Here is a 20,573-nt window from a genome sequence, read left to right as displayed (position 1 = left end):
GGATGGCGAAACGACCGCATGACTTAGATTCAGCTTCAGAGGAGCGGCAAAAGCATCAGCCCGTTCCTCCTAAGCGTTCAGGGGGACAGGAGAGAGGCGATCGCGCCTCTCATCCGGTTAAGGTGAATGTGCTGGTTTCTAACCAAAAACGCTTAACTCAGGGAACTCTGTCTGCCCAAAACGGACAATCTACAGAACCAACGAGCAGCACACCTACCCCACCCGCCAAGGTGCCCGTCAAGGTGAACGTGTTGGTGTCGGCTCAATCCAAAAAATCTTCCAAGAAAGCTCAATCGCCCCGAAAGGCAGAACCAGAGTGGCTCGAAGAAGAGGAACTGGACGAAGAGCTAGAGGATGAAGCGGGCCGTCTTGCCATTAACGTCTTAGTTACGCCTAAACCGAAACGAGGATCAAGGATCAAGTCTGCCTTGCTCGTTTCCTTTGTCCTGCTGGGTATGGCGGGAACCGTTGTGGGCGGAGGTTGGCTGGCGGTGCAGCTCATCATCAACCCTGGGTCAGTCAGATGGCTAAGCTGGATGATGCCAGAGTGGAATCGTCACGCACTCCAGCGAGAGGTCATTCAAACGCTGGCTGAGATTGAAGCAGAAGCGACCGAGGCAGGGCGATCGCTAGGCACTCCGCTCTACCTCCCAGCAACGGTAGGGTTGCCGCAGGATTTGCTGATCCCAATTTTGGCGGAATCTGATCACTGTGGTGGCAGGGGGGCGATCACCTCCGTTCCGTCTGGCTGCGGCAGGCTAGTCGAAGTTAGAATTTATCGTCCGCTTTCAGCTAGGGAGGGAGCGCGCCCTGGTTCCTTTCAACTGATGAGCCGGATGTCGGTAAGCGGCCCTGAAGAATTTTTTGTGCTTGACCCGTTTGTTACCTCGCCGACGGCTGTCCCTGGCTCTAATCGGATGATGCCGCTCAGCACTGTCACTCTAATCGAAGGCAATGCTACAGAGCCGGGAATTTGGCTACATCTCAGCGGCGAACGGATGCGGGGCAGCACACGCATCGTCTATGGGCAAGTGGTGCGCTACGATCCGGCAATTCCGCAGCTCTATTCTCTAGTGGAATGGACAAGCCCCGCTGGGAAACTTCCCACCTGGCAGCAGATTACGGGCAGCGAAGCTACAGAACTGGTTGTTAACCAAACGGTTGGGCTGGAACCAAGCTTTAAGGTTTATCAGGTAGAGAGGCTGCAATCGTCCACGGAACCGATTCGCCTGACACCAATTTTGTTGGAACAAGCTGCTCTTGATAGTCGGACTTATGAAAATGGGCTGACTCTGGCGCGAAGTGGGCTGTGGTCAGCGGCACTACAAACGCTGGAATCCCTTAAACAACAGATCGATGCAGCGAGCTGGTCAGCACCAGCGCAGGCTCAGCTAGACCTGATTGCGCTCCATGCCAACGCCACCAAAGCTCAAGCAGAGCGTGATTGGGCTAGCCCCAGCCAGCAGATTTTGGCACAGCTAATTGACGGACGTTGGGGCAACGCACTGCAATTACTGCAAACCACGATTCGCAACGGTTACGATTTGTCGAGTCTGTTGGAGGTTGACTCTGACCGGATTTGGCGACGAGTTAATGCTGCTCTTCAGGTTAACCGCAACCAGCCCGATGTCCAGATTTGGGGCGCTCTAGTGCTAACGGCTCAGCGCGATCGCACCGCTGCGATCGCCTGGTTGCGCCAACAAAACCCGTCTCCAGATACCAATACCCGCGTCCAGCAAGTCCTGAATCTGGTTAATCCCCAATCGGCACCAACGCTTACAGCCAGTCATGACAGCCGCATGATTGGCTCTGCGACCCAGGTTTCTAGCATCAATGCGGTAGATTGGCTGCGCCCCCAAGCTAACAGTCCACTGACCTTAACGGGGCAGCAAGTTTGGTATCAGATCCAGCTTGCTAATTTTCATGATGGGCAGCGCTGGCGGCGATCGCCCTTTTCTGACCTGAACTTACCTTCTACTGGAGCGGCTCAGCGGCTCTGGAGCCTATTGGGGCTAACGAATAATTCGCCCATTCAAATCCTGGTGTGGTCAGCCGATGGTCAGCCTCAAACGATTGAAGCAACCGTCAAAGCGGCTCGTGTTAGCGGCGGCAACCTGCAACTGCTGGCAGCAGGTTCACCGCCATCTAATGCAAATTCATCTGCTGGGCAAGCGCTTTCTCCATTAGCCATTACCCTATCCACCGTCAGTTGGTTGGAGACAGGAAACTTGCTAACGCTGAACGAGTTAAGCCAACAGCAACCCGACGGAGGGTCAGCGCTACTGACCAATCTTTGGCAGGAGTTGCAGCGAGCAGGTCAGGTTCAAGCTACCGATCTGGAAGACCCGGACTTGCTGCAAGAGGTAGGGCAGTGGTCGGTCGAGTTGATAGATTTGACTGGAGATGGACAGCTTGAATCAGTATTTACCTTCAAGCCCAGCCTGCTAGCTGCTTCAAGCTATGTCACCGCTAGCGCTCAGGCGGCAGATCAGAATGAAACTCGAACGCTGATTTTTTCAGCTCAGGGGCAGTTAATTTATAGCGAACTGAGTACCGACGCAGCTCAATTTTTGGTGGCGATCGCCAACCCCGGCGACGGCACAACGGCTTTATTGGTTGCGAATGGTCAAACCTACAGACTACAACGCTGGTCAGCCCAAAATCAGCGGTTTGAATAGAAAAGCTTAGCTGCTTAAGCTACGTTTCCTAGAAAAATTGCCATTGCCATAATTGCAATGGCTCCAGAGGTCAGCAAAACCACAAATAAGGTTGCCTCAATGAAGAAGCTGCCTTCAAAGCTATTCTTGAGAACGGTCACTGCCCCCACTAGCCCAACTAAGAGCAAAATTGAGGCCAGTTGGGTAAAGTCTTCCCAACGATACGCAATCAAAGGATCATGATCCATCACTACGCCATCACTCGTACTGTTAAATTCAATGAGATGTAACCGGATTGTTGAATCCAGTTATTCAACCTGGCAATCTAGTTTTACCAGGTATGCAGATCCTAGATCCTAGTTTGCCTATCGTCCAACTGACTACCTCCAGTTAGTTAAAAAGCGCCTTTACCACCACCGGATCGGGGACACGCTCTCCATCGGTGCGGCGAATTGCGCCAAAGCCAGAGTCATATTCCCACATCGCCCAGCCAATTTGAGATTGCTCTAGCAGCGATCGCACATCTCGCAACCATGCCTCACGCCCCTCTACGGGTGCAGCCCGACGATAAACGCCAAACTCATTACAGGTGACGTGCACCTGATGGGATTGCCCCCACTCTGCCGCCCGCTGGAGGCTTTCCTTCAGTTTTGCTGCATTCCATTCCTCCTCTCCGTAGTCCATCAGCCAGTCCCGAGCCGTTTCGTTTTCGATCTCAGGTAGGATAGCAGCGATCGCCTCTGCATCTGCTGGGTAAGGCACGTTGCGAAAATGTTCCCAGGTGTCTTCTCCCCAGTCTGCTCCCTGGTGAGTAAAAGACATCGGCTGATAGAAATGGAAGTTGTAAACGACGTTAGGGTCTTCCACGGGCGTAATTTGTTGCAGCGCTACGATCGTGTCCCAGTCGTCCTCTACGCGCAGATTTGCTGAAGCAATCAGAGTATGATCGGGTGCGCCAGCCCGCATTTCAGCCAAGAGCCTTTCCTGAATGGCATACCAATCCTGCGGATTTCGGGTTGCAGGCTCATTCATGACTTCCAGAAAAACCTGGTTTGGATTGCGTGAACTTAGGTGTTGAGCAAGCGATCGCCAAAACAAGCCCACTGCTTCAACAAATGATTCTTCCTGATACAGCCGTCGCTTGAATTCCGACCGGGGATGCAAGTCCACAATCACCGCCAAATCTGCCGCCAAAATCTGATCCAGGGCAGCATCAACATAGGGCAAATTTTCTGAATTCAAGCGCTCTGGCTGTTCTTCGTCAAATAGAATTGTCGGATCGAGCGGCAGTCGAATGTGCCGAAACCCAATCTGTTTGATTAGCTGAATGTCTTCAGGCTGGATTCGATTTTGGAAGTTGTCAGCCGTCAACTCTGCCTGAGCAAACCAGTGAGCCACATTGATGCCCTGGGTTAGCCGCTCTAGGCGGGATTGCTCCACGCCAAGCGATCGCATCATCAGAAGAAGCGATAAAAACAGGGCTGCAAACAGCCCAACGCCAAACAAAATCCAAAATTTTCGCTTCATGCAAGCTGTCCGGTTTGGTCTTGCTGAATTTGTCGCTTTTGAGTCGCCCCCGTAATTTTCAACGCCAGGGTCTCCATTTGAGTGTAGAGCGACTGCGGCAAGAGCCACAGCAGATAGGCGGCAGCAGCGGTAATCAACGTGCGGCGCGGTTCGTCAATCACCATGCGCCAGTGAGTTCTAATCGCCTGATGCAACAGCGAAACGGCATCTTTTCTCAGTTGCAGCGTCACGGCTCTGCGGGCTAGATATCTCAAGTGATAGGCTCTAGCAGGGTTCTCCCATTGCGCGACGATGTCCGGTGCATAAGACCGGGTTTTTTCGATGACCTGCTCCCAGGAATCCTGCTTTTTCATCAGATTAGCTGAAATTCCGGCTGAGTTGACTCGATAAAGGGTCAGAGATTCAGGAATTCCTTCAATCTTCCAGGGCGTTTGAATCGCGATCCGAAACCAAAAGTCGAGGTCTTGAGAACCCTGAAGCCGCTCATCCCAGTAAAAATCTTGGGTGATGCCATGCAGGTTATCCTCAAATTTGATGGCGGCGATCGCCTCTCGTCGCAGCACCGCCGCTGACCCGTTGCCAATCGGATTTCGACAAATTAAATGAGAAATCTCAATGTCTTGTAGTCTAGGCATCTGATAAATACCTAAAGCATCGCCCTGCTCGTCAATAAATGCAGAACGGCTAAAACTAACGCCAACTTCCGGTGAGTTCGCGAGGTGCTCAACGTGTTTTTCTAACTTTTCTGGTAGCCATACATCATCTCCATCCAGAAATGCAATGTAGTCGCCTTTGGCAGCACGAATGCCTGCATTTCTAGCTGCATTTGCGCCTTGATTGGGCTGACGGATAATCTGAATGCGCGGGTCTTGAAACTGCTGACAAATACTAACGCTCTGATCAGGAGAACCATCGTCAATGATCAAGAGTTCAAAATCAGAGTAAGTTTGATCTAAAACAGACTGAACGGTTACAGCAATATACTGCTCAACTTTATAAACAGGAACAATTACAGATACTTTCTTCATGGGTTATATCCAGTTAAATTACAAAGTTGGTTAACTCTCAAAACTTCCAAAGCTACTAACACATCGTAGGTTGGGTGAAGCGATAGTCGCTTTGTAGGTTGGGTGAAGCGATAGTCGCTTTGTAGGTTGGGTGAAGCGATAGCGTAACCCAACAGGACCAAAAGAATGTTAGGTTCCACTCTGTTTCACCCAACCTACAGAGGTTAGCTAATTTGATTATGGGGAAGTTGCCTGTTGAATTTGCTCCTTCTGAATGCGGTCTTTTTGAATTGAGCCTGCTGCTTTCGCTGCAAGGGTTTCAATCTTTGAGTAAAGCGATTGAGGTAATAGGTAAAGCAAATAGGCAGCAAACCAGATTCTTAGGGTCCGGCGCGGTTCTTCTAACAGAATTTGTTTAGAAGTAGCGATCGCCCGATGCATTAAATTCACTGCCATTGCCCCATCTTTGAGCCGAACGGCTGTCCGAGCAAGATAGCGCAATCGGTAGGCGATCCCTAAATCTCCCCACTCTCCTACTATCTCAGGTGCATAGGAACGAACCTTTTCAAGCACCTGTTCCCAAGATTCTAACTGCTTTAGCAAGTTAGCAGAAAGCCCTTCAGCATTAACTCGATAAAGCGTTAGGGCTTCAGGAATTCCTTCAATTTTCCAGGATGTTTGAATTGCAATTCTCAGCCAGCACTCAATGTCTTCTGAACGTTGGAAGCGATCGTCGAAATAAAAATCTTCTACTGTTCCATAGAGGCTATCTTGAAAACGAATTTCCTCTAATACTTGTCGTCGGAGCACCGCTGCGGAACCATTGCCAATCGGATTACTACGAAATAGATCTTCTACTGTAATATTTGTCAATTTGGGCATTAAGTAAGTATTTAAAGAATTTCCTGCCGAATCGATTAATGCAGACCGGCTAAAGCTAATACCCACTTCTGGCGAATTTTCTAAATGCTCAATGTGTTTGGCTAATTTTTCTGGTAGCCACAAATCATCCCCATCCAGGAAAGCAATATAATCTCCTTCAGCATGGCGTATTCCGGTATTGCGGGCACCCGCCAAACCTCGGTTTTGCTGATGGATAATTTTGATGCGTGGATCAGAAAATTGCTGACAGATCTCAATACTGCGATCGGGAGAGGCATCATCAATTAAGATTATTTCAAAATTTTGATAAGTCTGTTCTAGGAGCGATCGCACCGTCGCCGCTATATACTTTTCAACTCCATAAATTGGAACAATCACAGACGCTTTTTTCATAACAGATTCCTTAGCGTGGTAGTAACAGTAATTTATGCTTGGGCAAGCGCTCGCTGCTTAGCAAAAACATAGCGAGTTGCCCAAGCAGTATAAAGCGGAATAAAGATGGCATGAGCTAATAGAACGGCGATCGCCACACCTACAACTCCCCAATGAACACCGACCAAAATGCTAACGGCAAAGATAGCCGTAAACATGACATTGCCGATTAAACCGAGACGAGTTTCATCAACAGCTGCTAATAAGCTAAAAGCGGCTGAGTCAAAAGCACGAGGAATTGCAGACAGGCAAATCAGAACCAGAATGGGAATAGCAGGTGTCCACTGTTCACCAAACAGGATAGGAACATAAAAAGGCGCAAGACCTGACTGTAACAAAACGAATGGAGTAATGATTAATCCAATCGTTTTAAGACTCTTGAAGTAGCCTTTCTTGAAGGCAGCAAATTGCGATCGCAGCTTACATAAATGTGGATATAAAGCCGTCATAATCGACTGAATGATAGTCAGACTAATTCCTAATCCTGCATTGTAAGCAAAGAAATAAGTTCCTAGCTGTGTAACGCCTAAGAAACGACCGACTAGCAAATAATCTAAATTTTCTCTCAAGGTTTTTAATAGATTAATCCCAAGAATGTTTATGCCGAAATTAAAGATTATGCCCCACTTCTCGGTCGTAAATCCTTTATTAGGTCGCCAGGGATGATTCATTAGATAAATGACGAACTCGATTGGTGCTGCTAAGAGTCTCGGTAAAACAATTGCCCACATTCCCATGCCCATAAAGGCAAATACTGCGGTCAAAATGTTTGCCGTTCCATAACGTGCTGCTTGGGCGATCGCGATCGTCTTAAACCGATTTTCTCTCTGGATTAAAGCTGACTGTACTCGCCCAAATGGACTAACCAACAATGTTAGAGCCAGCACACAAATAGGTAGAATTAGCTGGTCGTCGTTATAGAACCAGGCAACTGGAAAAGCTGCAATGCACTGAATCAAAAATAATGCTGCGTAAATGATCCAGTTTAGCCAGTATGCGCCAATCGCGGTGCTCTCTAGGCTTTCATCATCAGACTGAATGACTTTGGCAAAGATGCCGATTTTGGTAAAAGTTTGAGTAAATTCGTAAGTGGTTAGAACTAATGCCGCCAAACCGTAGTCATGGGGCGTTAGAAAGCGCGGCAGAATTACTGTTGCCGCCAGGCGAGAAACTCGAATTGCTAATTGGGCAATACTTAACCAGCCTAAGTTGCGAGTGAAATCATTGTTGATTACTTTTTTGAGAATGAACTGTTTCACACTTTCAAGCTGTGGAGGTAAAACAGTTCTGTTCTTAGATTGCTTGAATTTTACAGAGGAATTAAGTAATCGCTTCCGAAAGTTGGATTGGTAGACTCTTCGTTTAATTCCAACACTGAACTGTCTAACGAAACTCACAAAGATAACCCCGACCGCAACGTCAAAAAATAAGTTCCTGTATTCAATTTGCTTTTGATACTGACACCATTGGAAAGTTCTTCCCTAGAAATTGAATGAAACGACGGGCAGTTCCCTGAGGGAGAAATTTTACGGTTAGCAGTTTGAGAACTAAGCGTAGGGTTTCGCGGTTCAACAGAATTTTGGGAGAGAGTTGAATAGCTTTTAAGAGCTTTCGCTGAGCTTGCTGAACTCCCTGGCGATCGCTTCCATTGAACAAACACTGTTTCGCTAAATACCGATAGGCATTAGCCAAACTTTGATTCTTTAAATACTGAAGCTCTGGGGGTGCCGCCTTGAATGCCCTTTCAATCACAGTCAAGTTAGCATTTTCCATGACCTCAATTTTGGAGGTCATCGACTGAGTAGAGCGGCGATACAGAATGTGATATTCAGGAACTACAGCAAAGGGACACAAAGCTGCTAAACGCAGATAGTAGTCCCAATCTTCAACGGATTTTAGATTAGGGTCAAACTCCCCCACAGCTTGAACAAACTGCCTACGAATCAGAATATTGGAACCGCTAGAAATAAAATTGCGAATAAGCAATTTAGGATAAATATTTCCCTGCCAGTGAAGTGGCTCCCAAGCATAAAGAAAATTGCTGTTTTCATCAATAAAAGCTGTCCAGCTATAGACAACCCCTGCTTCTGGATATGCTTGTAATGCTTTAAGCTGAGCTTCTAGCTTGTTGGGTTTCCATAAATCGTCGGCATCAATGAAAGTAATAAACTCTCCTGTAGCCCTTTGAATGCCGCGATTTCGCGCTATAGGCAATCCGCCATTTTCGTAGGAAAAAACTTTAAGTCGAGGATCGTTAATCGTGTTGAGAAGCTCAATGGTGCGATCGCTTGAGCCATCGTTAATCACAATCAATTCAAAGTCAGAAAAAGTCTGCGCCTGAATAGATTTAATCGTCTCAAGTATGGTCTTCTCAGCATTGTAGGCTGGAACGATCACAGACACACACGGCATGATATGAGCCTCTACAAACTAGGAATTAAAGTTTTGTCGCTATAGGGGGCAAACAACCGTTTGCCCCTACTCAAGCTTGAGATTGATTGAGTTGAGGTTTGAGGTGAGAAAAAAGTGCTGGAAATGGCTCCTTAAGGGCGATACCTAGCATGATTAAGCCTGGCCAATAGAGGTAGGCTAGAGTTTCCAAATTCTCGCCAAATGAGAAGAGAAGTAGGATCAGAAGTACAGCTAATCCTGTTTGAGCAGCCTTACTTTTTTGGGCTTTGATAATTAGTTCTACAAAGCTGTACAACATTGGAATCGCTAAGGCAATAAAGCCAACAATCCCATGTACGTAGAGCAGTCCTAGCCAGGTGTGGTGACTACCAATGGGCATAAAGTTTGTTACGGCCGGACCACGCGGAGCTTTGATTCCATGTCCCCAAATTGGGGCTTCTTGCCATTGATAGAATGCCATTCTTGCCAGGAGTCCCCGAAGGCTGGAAGAGGAAGCTCTTTGGCTATCAAAGTAGTCTTTAAAGTCTCTTGCGTAACCAATTAGCTGAGGTCCAAAAAGACCAGCCGCAAAGCTAGAGAGTCCGGCTGCAATTTGTACACTGGGGCGGCTGAGATTAGCGGCGATCGCCTTCAAAAACGGCAAAGTTATCAGGCATAGTAAACCCAGTCGAGAAGCCGAACCCCAAACCATGAGCGCGCTAGAAAACATACCGATCCAGCGCCATTTTTTGTCAGAATCTTGGCTCGCCAGACAAAAGTAAATGTTGCCTGCAAAGGCTAGGGCTGGTGCCCAGGGCGCAAAGATGAGCAAACGAACTTCGCCCTCTTGCCGCAAAAACAAGCTGACATTATAAAAACGTTCGCTGTTTCCGCCGATCTTAGCCATCAGCGAAACGTTATATAGCGGAGTTTCAATTCCTGTTGTGCTCAACAGGTAGGCAATTGGAATCAGCACCAAACATTGCAGACACAAAATGCAAATTGCCCGGTAGATTAGCTGCGGTCGAATGTTGAGGCAGCCAATCAGCGGAAATAACGCCAATAAGGCCCAGGTTCGCAGGAAGAAGTTGATAAATGATTTGATGATTTTGGCGTCATCGTAGTTGAAGTTGATGTGTCCGATGATTAGCGCTAAGCCAATCATTAGCATTGCTCCAATCCACACCCAAACTCCTAGTGGAATTGAAATTCTTTGGTCATCAGGGGTTTCGTCTGTTTGTTGCCAGAGTCGCTTAATTACGTAAAGGGCTAAGAGCCAAGCAAGGGCAGGTCCAGTAACAAACAAAGCTCCGATGAAATACAGCCCCATGCTGCCAATAATGTAGTACCAGATTACGGTTTCTTCAAAGTTTTGGGGTTTCATTGAAGGGGGAGAGAATGGTTTGCAGTCAGGCTATTTGTCTTCAGCATTAACAATGGATACTTCTGGAGCAGACTCATGCTTGGCTGAACCATTTAACTCATGTGGCTTAGGAGCTAGTAATGCTCGCAAGGTTTCAATGTCAATGTAGGGCTGAGGTGCTAATGGCTGGGACGGCTGCCCTGCTGTTGCAACGGTTGCATCTGCCAGCGATCTACGAGGTCTGAGCCAGAGCGCAATAATGGCCATACTAATTAGTAGAGAACCAGCGGCTGTACCCAAGAGAACCAGGCTGGACCGGGGAGAAGCGGCGGATGCAGGCAGGCTGGGCTGGTTGATTAGCTGAACCTGCGGGTAGGAGCCATAAATATCAGACTGGCTCAAATCTAGGCGGGTAATCGTAGAAGAGAAAACAGCTTCGGCGATCGCCACATCACGAGACAGTGCCTCTAGCCTGGAGCCGTACTGGGTCATCTGGCGCAGCCTGCCTTCAAGTTGAGCAATTTGGCGATCGAGTTCTGCGGCTTGTGCGCTCAAGCCCTGACTGTCAACCTGGGCAGAGACAGTTTCCTGAAACAGGTTTTCTCGCGCTGAGGAGCGCTGCTCACCCTCACCCAGGTTGAGCTGTGCCAGGGTGGTCTGGTCGACGGGTCGCCCTAAAACGGTGCTGCCTCGCTGTAGCATGGCGGTTCTGGCAGCTTCTTGGCGAGTTCGCTCTCGCACAATCATGGGATGGTTGGGACCAAACTGGTTTGACAGCACACTTAGAGCAGCGCTGGCTTCGCTATAGTTGAGCAAATTTCTTTGAAAAAGCTGGTCCGCACTCAGGCTAAAGGCATCTGCCGCTTGTCGGGGAGAGACGTTTAGATTGCGAGAAAGCTGCCCCAGACGGGCGTTGGACTGCTGCTGCTGGGCCGCGATCATGGCGCGTTCGCGACGCAATTCTTCCAGGTTGGTGGAAATCTGGTCAATTTGCATGTTTGAGCTTAAGCCCGATTCAGCCTTAAACGCCGACAGTTCGTTTTGGGCTAGCTCTAGTTTTGCCTGAGCATTTGCCAGTGCCGTTTGCACGCCTGCATTTTTTTGTGAAACTTCTTGAATCCGAAGCTGGCTCAGGCTTTCTTCCAGGGACTCATACAAAGCTTGAGCTTTGCGTTGAGCCTGTTCGGGCGAGTCGCCCTCCATCGTGACTGAGATCAGGGTAGTGTTATCGACGATTTGCACTTCTGGTGTGCCAAACTCGCCTCTGGTTAGCCCGATTTTTTCGGCTGCGGCTTCAATCACAGCACTGCTTGTGAGAATGAACTTATAGTTTTCGCGCGGGTCTTGAATGTCGGGGTTGTTGTAGGGCGATCGAATCTCAGAGGTGGTGTCACCAATGTCGGGCAGAGCGACGCGGGTAGTGGTGCCAGCAGAGGGTAGGGCGATCGCCCACTTGCTTGCGTAGTCTGGCTTTGCCATCTTTAGATAGGCGAATGCCAGTCCCCACAATAGTGCATTAGCTGCCAGTCCTATCAGCAGATAGCGCAGCCAGCGACCGTGAGAGGGGGTCGTTTCAGGAACATAAGCCGGAATTGCAGGAGACGTTGTCATAATGTTCAACTCATTTAGCTAAAGGGTTAATCAAAGAATGGGGCTGCAAGAATTTAGTCAAAGAAGATTGAGCGGAGGGTTCTAAACGGGTTAAGGATGTTGCCAATAAAGTCGAGTACACCTGTTGTGTTGGTCACGGCTGAGTCGTAGCAAACGATGCTGTCTTCAGGCATGAGGTAGGGGTTAATCTCGGTGTCGTTAGAGTTTCGCAGCAGGTCTTCAACTTTGCGATCAAAGACTTCAGTTTGCCCTGTACTGCGGTTGGTTTGAATGAGCGTGACGCGCCGATTGGCATTGGTCGATCGCGTTCCACCCGCACATTGGGCCGCCACAACTGCCTGAGAAAAGCGTGAACCGTAGGCAACTTGAGTCACTTCGCCATTACCACCGCTGCCACCTGGGGTGGTTTGGTTGGAGAGGAAGATGGCGATCGCTGAAGGGGTCACCTGCGAGGGGCGCACTAGTTCTGGCTGGATTTGGGTCAGTTCCGGCACAACAATCTGATCGCCTGCAATCAGCGCAATGTCTTCGACGGGTTCGCCGCTCAGCACGCCCGACAAATCGACGACTATTTCTTCATCGCCGCGAATTAAGCGAACGTTTTCGATGTCAGCTTTGGGAGTCAAGCCACCTGCCCGCCGCAGCACAGAGGTGAGATAGCGCCCAACCGGATATTCTCCCGAAATGGTGAAGGGTTCAGTTTGAGTTTCTTCCACAACTACATCGCGGGGTGCCGCTTCGGAGGGGGTTTGATCGGTGACCAGAATGCGACCCGGTTCAAAGGTTGCGCCTGCTACTGTCACCTGCACGGGGCCCCAATCCACAACCTGAGCCGTCACCTGAAGGAACTGAGGCTGAAATAAACCGCCGCTCACTAGAGAGTCGGTTAGTTGCTCTTGCACTTGAGCGACCTCTAAGCCCGCTGCTGGCATTGGCTCCAGGAAGGGGACTTGCAGCGTTCCGTCTAGGTTGACCTCATAAATGCCGCTGAAGCGGTAGGTTTCAGGAATGGCATCGTCAGCCGGAACCGAAATCCGAATGCGATCACCTGGTGACAGCGGTAGCGCCCAACTGAGCGCCGGAACTGCCAGCATTGCTGCCGTTGCAACAGATGTAAGTAGAGAGAACCTCAAACCCTTAATCATGGAATTCACCTGACTTGAAAAAATTAGATTGTCCAGACCGATCAACCTGTTTGACTTAGCCGACTGATGAGTAGCTCAGCCTTTGGAATCTCAAGCGTCTGGAGTGTTTAGCCTGTTTAGGCGTTTGCTCTCGCTGTGAAACCACTTTTGCAGGCACACCCACAGCCACCGAATAGGGTGGAACGTCTTTGGTGACAACGGCTCCTGCGCCAATCACGCTGCCCTGGCTGATGGTGACTCCGTCCATCACCTTGGCTCCATAGCCCAGCCAGCAGTCGTCTTCAATCACAATGCCTTCGTAGGAGTGCCCTTGCTCGACGATGAGCTGAGTTGGGTCGGCATAGACGTGATTGTTGGCAAAGATGCCGACGTGTGGCGCGATCAAACAGTTTTTGCCAATTTTGATAAACAGACCCGATAGGCAACTGTAGGGTCCAATGGAAGTGCGATCGCCAATTTCGATTTTGCCGCCTTCACCGGGATGTACTTTGACATTTACACCTCGACCCAAACAGGCGCGATCGCCCAAGCAAATTTTGGTGTTTCGCCTGACGTTTCTCAAGCGAACATCGCGGTCAATTCTGACTCCATACCCCAACTCGATTGAATTCGCGTTAATCAATTCAACTCCCGTTTCAATTTTGGTAGACTTTCCGATTCGCCCTAAAATGCTGCGGTACACCAGATTTCGCAATATCCTTCCTGGGGAAAGAGGTATCCACGAAAAGAGGACAACGACTAAAACTTCTTTCCAATGAGTGAGTTGTGCTAAAAGCTTTTCAGTGTTCATGCGGACTTCGTTCCTAACTGCAAATCATTAAATGTGAATTAATAGCGACACTGACTAGCACTGGTGTTCCTAAGCAGTTTGATCCGTTAAGGGGGACTGATTAGGGCTGTAATTGCACTCAACTCAGATGTATGAAGCTTGGTGTCGTTCTCATTAACCCTACGCCGAACGACCTTGGCGGGTATTCCAGTCGCAATTGAATACGCTGGAATGTCTTTTGTGACCACTGCATTTGCGCCAATGATGCTGCCTTCGCCAATCGTGACTCCGTCTAGCACTTTGACCCCGCTGCCCAGCCAGCAGTTGTTTTCGATTACGATGCCTTTGTAGCTTTGTCCTTGCTCTCGAATGCTGCGGGTGAGGTCAGTAAACACATGACTGCTAGCAAAAATGCCAACTTGGGGAGCAATTAAGCAATCGCGTCCGATGCTGATCTGGCGGCCTGAGAGGCAGGTGTAGGGTCCGATCGCCGTCTGCTGCCCGATCTCAATTTGCCCGCCGTTGCCGGAGTGCATTTTGATATCGACTCCACGGTTGAGGGTGACGCGATCGCCAATTCGAATCGTGTTTTGCCCAATGTTTCTGATCCGGACGTGGCGATCGATTTTGACGCGATCGCCCAACTCCAAGCAATCAGCATTGATTAGCTCAACCCCCGGTCGAATCTCAACCGCAGCACCAACTCGCGCCAAAATCGCTCGATACAGCAGTCGCCGCAGCACCGTACCGACTGAGAGTGGCACCCAGCCCACTAGTGTTGTCAGAATTGCTTCTTTGTAGTGTGTCCAGCGAGATTGAGGAAGTGGGTTTGCAGCAGTCATCACGTTCACCCGTATGTTCAAAGTTTTGTAAGTTGGGAAGATCCAGCGATTTAGTGATTTATCCGGCTAAGCCTCGTACTGGAGCGCGATCGCCTGCTCCCATTGAGGTTGTATCAGCCCAGGAATTACCCGCCGCAGACTGTTTTGCCAGCACGCTCTGGTAGACCATCAGCGACTCTGCTGCCTCCATGCTGATCGTGCGGACAGGCTGAATTCCGGCTCGTAGCTGATTTAAGTAGCCTTCGTCCAGCGTCAGTCGCGCAAATGCCTCTGCCCAAGCGCCCGGATCGTTAGCTGCAACCAACAGACCATCTACCCCGTGGTTCACCTTTTCAGCAATGCCGCCCAGGTCAGAACCAATCACGGGCAACCCGTGTGCATGAGCTTCCAACACCACAACTGGTCCCGTTTCTAGCCACTGTGAGGGAACTGCCAGCACGTCAAATCCAGCCAACGCCTGGGGCAATTCTGACCGCGACAGTTCTTTCGCAACGCGAATACGCGAATCGTCGCCAATCCGGGCAGTGATGCGTTCTCGATAGGCAGCATCTTGCGGTACGCCGTGCAGAATGAGTTCGATCGGAAAGTCTTCTGGTAGTCGTTTGATTGCTTCTACTAGAACGTGAATGCCTTTGTCGTGTGCCCAACGTCCCAAAAAACCGACCCGCAGGCGATCGCCCCGTTTTACATGAGCCACTTTTTGCTGAGCAAACGTATCCGAGATGCCGTGCTTCAGCAAAAACAGCTTCTCTTCAGGAATGCCATTGATCATCAATGCCTGCCGCACCCATTCGCTCATGACGATGATGCGATCGGCAAATTGCGCCATTTCCTGTAGCCCGTACTGACGCGCTGCCACAAACGCAGGAATGGCGAGCGGTCGCAGCGTCGCTTCTGCTACCGGGCGAAAACTTCCTGAGTTGAGCCGCCGCAAGATTCCTGCTGCTGCCACGCTAATCGGCATTGGCGTATGGCTCAACCCCTTAACAATTGCGGGTGGCAAATCAGACGAAACACCACAGCAGCGGCTACAGCGCACCACGTCAATTTTGCCGTCACAGGCTGTTTCCCCATGCAGCATCATGGTTTGGCGCTGACAAATTGGTTGGGGCAGCCGCACCGACACCACCGTCGCCATTCCCAGTTCCTTCGCCAGGCGCAGATGGGGTAAGCCACATTTGGGTGTCCACTGGTGCTGGTGATACACGTCCGCTTGTTGCGCTTTGAGCCATTGAGCAAAGTAGTCGAACCCACCATGGGCGATCGCCCCATGATTGGGCTCAGACTTGGGCTGCGGAGACACTGGATAGCGATAAACTTCCGTGTCCCGGTAAGTGTAGTGATCTTCGGTTGGTAAATCCTGCGATGCCGCAACTTTGCTCTCCACACCGAGGGACTTCAGCACAGGTAGCAGTTCGCTCAGGTGAATGTGAATGCCACCACACTTCTCTGGAAAATATCGAGCAACGGCTTGAATCGTTTTCATCAGAACGCACCAAATCAGTTATCGAGGAGGGGAGAGGAAGCTGAATCTAAGTCCCTCTCCCCAAGAAGACGGATTTAAGGAAGCAGGACTACTTGACTAGAGGTAAACCTACTAGCGGTTTGCCGTCTGCATATTCCAGTGGCTTTCCGTCCAGATGTTGAGGAAGCGGTGCTTCCATCATTTGCAGAATCGTTGGAGCCAAATCAACCGCATGTCCTTCTGTCAAGCTGGTTCCAGCCGGAATGTCTGGACCCTGCGCCATGACAAACCCTCTCGCTCGATGTGCGCCGCTGCGGTTGTAGAAGACGGGTCCAAAACGACCGTAGGTGGGGCTATCAACCGTATCGACCGCAGAGTCTTCCCACATCACAGCCAGGTCTGCGTCGGGCAGCTTAGGATCGGGGTCAAGCGGATTTTGTCGGGTCCGCACGATACCTTTGACGACGGGCTTACCTGTTCTTGCATCGGTAAGTTCCTTCAGTTGCTCAATTAGCTGATCGCACACTGCATCATACTCAGCCAAAGGCACTACACCGTGTGCTTCCCGTCCTGCCAGATTGATCCGAATGTAGCCATCTGAGAAACCAGGTAGATAGAAGGCTTTCATCTGCGGCCAAAACGGCTTGTACCAATGTGCTGGATGCCAGTCGTACAGGTTTGTCTGAGCTGAACCGCGCAGTTTGGCTAACTGCTTGTATGCCTTCATCAGCAACCGCGTTGGCAAGATTGGTTCTAAGGCTCTAAACAGTCGGGCGATGGGGTCAGGGTCGTCCTTGAGCTGGTGAATTTGCTTGTACCAGTGTTCAGATTTTTTGGGGGCGATCGCCTCCGACAAAGGCGCACCCATTGCCTGCGACTTCAACATCGACTTACCCGGAAAGCTAAACCGATAGAGAAACTCAGGCAGCATCACCATACTGAGCAAGTCAGCAGAATTCGTCCCCATTCCATGCACTGAGAAAATCAGCACATAGGCATCCTTAGGAACTTCAGCCAAAATTGCTCCTAGAGATTGGTCAATCGTTTCAAAAACATCCAGTAGCGGATCAGTTGCACTTGGCTGATAAAGCGGATGATCAGGCTGGCTCAAATGCCACAGATAATGCTGCGCCGTATGAGGTTCCCCAATATCCGTTAAAAACAGATCCCACGTTTCACGCCCCAGCAAGTCCCGAGTGATTGCAGTTCGACGCAGAATGCCATCTGTGAGCGATCGCCGCAAATGCTCTACCGAGTCTGAGTTGTACCAGTCCGAGCGATCCTGGTGGTGCAAAACATCAATCGGATAGTCCCCATACTTTCTGATCAGCTCTTCTCTCAATCCTTCAGGTTGAGACGCAGGAGCCACCATGGGTGCATGCGCACCCCAGGCCAACACCTGCAACCCATTCACCTGATCTGACAAAGCCGTTTGAGGCATGTCAAACATTGCCACCCGATGATCAGACCCAACGGCGTAAAAGGGAGGATATTCCGCATAGTCGTAAGCACCGTAATCACCGATCTTGCTAGCCTCATAAGTTTGAGGATTGAACTTGTATTTAGACCAGTAGCCCGTCTTGTGCGGCAAACAACCCGTCAAGAAGTTTGTCCAGGCAGATTCGCCCTTGTAATACTCCATGTTGACCAGCCGCCCATATGCCCCCTGCTGCTGAAACTGTCGCAGGTTTTTCAAGTACCCCTGAGACATCCATTTCTCCAACAAAACCGGATCCGCCGAGTCTAGACCAATTGCAACAACCGGATGCTTCATAGCTTTGTTCTTACCTAGTGATGAATGAATGAACGTAGCGTTACTTCGCTAAAATCAACGTCTCAATCAACGGTCTTCCCTCAAAGTGAGGAGGGATCGATGCACCCATCAGGCTTAAAACGGTTGGAGCGAGATCTAGCGCATGTCCTTCTGGCGCACTAGAACCTGGCTCAATTCCTGGGCCCTGCGCCATCAAGAATCCATCGCTGCGATGGCTCCCGGTGCGGCTGTAGGGAACGGGCCCAATTCGTCCCAATTCAGGACTATCTACAACATCAGTGACATGCTCTTCCTGCCAGATGATTACCAGGTCGGCATCAGGCAGCTTGGGGTCACGCTGGTCTGGCTGCTGGCGCGTGCGGACAATCTGCTTCACCATGGGCTGCCCTGTCCGCGCGTCTTTCAGGTTGTAAAGCAGTTGGCTCAGTTCATCACATAGCGCTTCATACTCGGATGGTTCAACAATGCCTTCTGGCTCACGACCTTTGAGGTTAATGCGAATGTAGCCTTCAGAGTAGCTAGGCAGCGCAAACGCCCGCATCTGCGACCAAAATGGCTTATACCAAACCGCAGGTTGAAAGAACAGTGCGTCGCCCTGCTCAATTAATTTGAAGGGGGAAACCAGATCAGGCTGTGAATCTTTGCCAAATAGCGGCTCCACATGTTTGAACAGCTTATTAGGCAGCTTTTGCCGCAACCAGCTTCTAAGCCGATTTGCATCGTGCTTTAAGCCCCAGACTGCACCAATCCAGCCACGCTCAACTCGCCCTTTAGTAATCGGTTCTGATGGCGGAGCACCTAGCTGCCCAGGAGCCAGAGCCGGTTTGCCAAAGTTAAACCGATAAAGCAGTTCCGGCAAAAACACCATGCTGGGCAGATCCATCACGTTGTTGCCCATGCCATGTGCTGCAAAGACGACTACTTGAGCATCTTTGGGCGCTTTGTCTAAAATCTCTCCGATCGCCCGGTCTACCGACTCAAATACCTCTAGCAGCGGATCGCCAGAAACTTGATCTTTGTAAGTTTCATACAGAGGGTGACTAGGTTGGCTTAGATGCCAGAGATAGTGTCCCGCAGAGTGAGTTTCACCAAAAATCGTAAGAAACAGATCCCAGGGTTGGCGCTGCAACAAGTCCTGACAAATGGCTGAACGACGAGCAATTCCCACCTGAATGTCCGACTGTAATCGCTTCAATGCTGCTACATTCATGCAGCTCGCGTGGTCCTTCCGCAATCTGGGATGTTCGCCGTGTTTCTGTATCAGTGCTTCTAATAAACCTGCGGGTTTTGAGTGGCTAGGTGTAAGTGGTGAATGGGCACCCCAAGCTAAGACCTGTAACCCGTTAACCTGCTCTGAAAGAGTGGACTGCGGCATATCAAATACTGCAACCTGATAGTCATCTCCTAGGGCATAAAAAGGAGGATGTTCAGAGAAATCGTAAGCTTCGATTTCTTCCACTTCGTAGGTGCCTTCGTGGAATTTTACAGGTGCCCAATAGCCTGTGTTCTGGGGGGAACAGCCTGTTAGGAAAGTTGTCCAAGGCGTTTCAGCACGATAGTAATTGAAAGTTTTGAGGCGAGTGTAGAGTCCGCGATCGCACAATTGCTTTAAGTTCTTCAGATGCCCTTGCGACATCCAAGTTTCGATTAACAATGGGTCTGCAGCATCAAGTCCAATGGCGATAACAGGATGATTCATAGGTGTCCTCACAGCGGTAATAAAATCAGATAAAACCAGACCAAAAAATTAACTCTAGCTATTGTGAAAAGCCAAGCCAAGTTATTCGATATTCCCCAAAAATCTAAACCTTGGCTGAAAGGTTACTAGTTTGCTTTGGAGATTTGTACTGCTCTGATTCCAACCCCAAAGCGATTGGAATTTTGTAAAGGTTGAATCTTTGCTGCAAAATTAGCCAAAAGAAATAAACATCATCCACCAGATACCGTTTCCAGAGTCTTCTCGGCTCTGAGATAAGTCGGTAAAGCCATTCAAACCCAACTTCACTCATCCATTTGGGCGCTCTACGCTTATACCCTGCTTCAAAGTCGATCGTTGCCCCAATCGCCAGAAAAATCTTGACCTTAGGCAGCTGATCTTTATATTTGCAAATCCATTTTTCTTGTTTGGGTGCACCTACTCCAACTGCCAAGACCGTTGCTCCTGAACGGTTGATGATATCTATAATTTCTTGGCACTCTTCCTCATTCTTCTCAAAACCAAAAGAAGGAGAATAGGAACCTACAATAATCTGTCTACCAATTCTTTTATTGATTCTATTTTGGGCTTTGCTAGCTACACCAGCAGCAGCACCTAGCAGAAAAATTTTGATTTCTTGATTTTTTTTGTGGTACTCGTAAAATGCAGGAAAAAAATCAGAGCCGGAAATCTTTTCTTTGATAGGACTCCCCAAGAACTTGGATGCAAATAACAGAATTTTGCTATCGCAAATTTTATAATCCGCAGCAGCATAAACCTTAAGGAAATCCGAATCGCTTTGCAGCTTGATTAAGTGATCTACATTAGGCGTAAAAACAACACCCAGTTTTAATTGATTTAGCAATTCTGTCCTAGATAAATTGCTAATAGACAGGTTTAGAATTTTGACCTCTTCCGTCATCTGGAATTTACCCCTTTTGACCTCACGACCCATGTTCTTTTCTACTTGAATAACTTCAACTGCTGACTAATTTGATCTTTCACGATAGCT

Annotated in this window: 16 protein-coding genes; 1 reads left to right on the top strand and 15 read right to left on the bottom strand. The window is 49.4% G+C overall.

Annotation, left to right across the window (positions count from 1 at the left end; genetic code table 11):
- Positions 1-2: 2 nt before the first annotated feature.
- A complete protein-coding gene (locus tag H6F88_RS27030) occupies positions 3-2,678 on the top strand; it encodes a hypothetical protein (RefSeq protein WP_190645919.1) in 2,676 nt (891 codons plus the stop codon).
- 14 nt (positions 2,679-2,692) lie between these two features.
- Here the strand turns inward: H6F88_RS27030 and H6F88_RS27025 are convergent, their stop codons facing one another.
- From H6F88_RS27025 to H6F88_RS26955, 15 genes are all read right to left on the bottom strand, one after another.
- A complete protein-coding gene (locus H6F88_RS27025; protein WP_190645918.1) occupies positions 2,693-2,905 on the bottom strand; it encodes a hypothetical protein in 213 nt (70 codons plus the stop codon).
- A gap of 142 nt (positions 2,906-3,047) precedes the next feature.
- A complete protein-coding gene (locus H6F88_RS27020) occupies positions 3,048-4,184 on the bottom strand; it encodes a cellulase family glycosylhydrolase (RefSeq protein WP_190645917.1) in 1,137 nt (378 codons plus the stop codon).
- Positions 4,181-5,212, bottom strand: coding sequence for a glycosyltransferase family 2 protein (locus tag H6F88_RS27015; RefSeq protein ID WP_190645916.1), 1,032 nt, complete (start codon positions 5,210-5,212; stop codon positions 4,181-4,183). The genes H6F88_RS27020 and H6F88_RS27015 overlap by 4 nt, the downstream gene beginning before the upstream one ends.
- A gap of 216 nt (positions 5,213-5,428) precedes the next feature.
- The gene (locus tag H6F88_RS27010; RefSeq protein ID WP_190645915.1) at positions 5,429-6,466 is read right to left on the bottom strand and encodes a glycosyltransferase family 2 protein; all 1,038 of its coding nucleotides are present in this window, start codon (positions 6,464-6,466) and stop codon (positions 5,429-5,431) included.
- Between the two features lie 32 nt (positions 6,467-6,498).
- Entirely contained in the window at positions 6,499-7,764 is a 1,266-nt protein-coding gene (locus H6F88_RS27005) for an oligosaccharide flippase family protein (protein WP_190645914.1), read from the bottom strand.
- A gap of 181 nt (positions 7,765-7,945) precedes the next feature.
- Positions 7,946-8,917 carry a glycosyltransferase gene (locus H6F88_RS27000; protein WP_190645913.1) on the bottom strand — a complete coding sequence of 324 codons (972 nt, stop codon included), beginning with the start codon at positions 8,915-8,917 and terminating at the stop codon, positions 7,946-7,948.
- 70 nt (positions 8,918-8,987) lie between these two features.
- Positions 8,988-10,280, bottom strand: a complete 1,293-nt coding sequence (locus H6F88_RS26995) for an O-antigen ligase domain-containing protein (RefSeq protein ID WP_190645912.1) — start codon at positions 10,278-10,280, stop codon at positions 8,988-8,990.
- A gap of 30 nt (positions 10,281-10,310) precedes the next feature.
- Complete coding sequence (locus tag H6F88_RS26990; RefSeq protein ID WP_190645911.1) at positions 10,311-11,870, bottom strand: hypothetical protein; 1,560 nt, start codon at positions 11,868-11,870, stop codon at positions 10,311-10,313.
- Between the two features lie 53 nt (positions 11,871-11,923).
- The gene (locus H6F88_RS26985; protein WP_190645910.1) at positions 11,924-13,015 is read right to left on the bottom strand and encodes a polysaccharide biosynthesis/export family protein; all 1,092 of its coding nucleotides are present in this window, start codon (positions 13,013-13,015) and stop codon (positions 11,924-11,926) included.
- A 55-nt stretch (positions 13,016-13,070) separates the two neighbouring features.
- Positions 13,071-13,805, bottom strand: coding sequence for an acyltransferase (locus tag H6F88_RS26980; RefSeq protein ID WP_190645909.1), 735 nt, complete (start codon positions 13,803-13,805; stop codon positions 13,071-13,073).
- Positions 13,806-13,891: 86 nt separating this feature from the next.
- Positions 13,892-14,626: an acyltransferase gene (locus tag H6F88_RS26975; protein WP_190645908.1), complete on the bottom strand. Its 735-nt coding sequence runs from the start codon at positions 14,624-14,626 to the stop codon at positions 13,892-13,894.
- Positions 14,627-14,684: 58 nt separating this feature from the next.
- Entirely contained in the window at positions 14,685-16,112 is a 1,428-nt protein-coding gene (locus H6F88_RS26970) for a glycosyltransferase (RefSeq protein WP_190645907.1), read from the bottom strand.
- Positions 16,113-16,200: 88 nt separating this feature from the next.
- The gene (locus tag H6F88_RS26965) at positions 16,201-17,865 is read right to left on the bottom strand and encodes an alkaline phosphatase family protein (RefSeq protein WP_190645906.1); all 1,665 of its coding nucleotides are present in this window, start codon (positions 17,863-17,865) and stop codon (positions 16,201-16,203) included.
- A 40-nt stretch (positions 17,866-17,905) separates the two neighbouring features.
- Entirely contained in the window at positions 17,906-19,564 is a 1,659-nt protein-coding gene (locus tag H6F88_RS26960; protein WP_190645905.1) for an alkaline phosphatase family protein, read from the bottom strand.
- Positions 19,565-19,667: 103 nt separating this feature from the next.
- The gene (locus tag H6F88_RS26955; protein ID WP_199314149.1) at positions 19,668-20,516 is read right to left on the bottom strand and encodes a WecB/TagA/CpsF family glycosyltransferase; all 849 of its coding nucleotides are present in this window, start codon (positions 20,514-20,516) and stop codon (positions 19,668-19,670) included.
- Between the last annotated feature and the right edge of the window lie 57 nt (positions 20,517-20,573).

The sequence above is a fragment of the Oculatella sp. FACHB-28 genome (assembly GCF_014696015.1).
GTDB lineage: Bacteria > Cyanobacteriota > Cyanobacteriia > Elainellales > Elainellaceae > JAAUTN01.
Note: the sequence above shows the minus strand (reverse complement) of the source record. Positions and strands in the feature narration are given on the sequence as shown.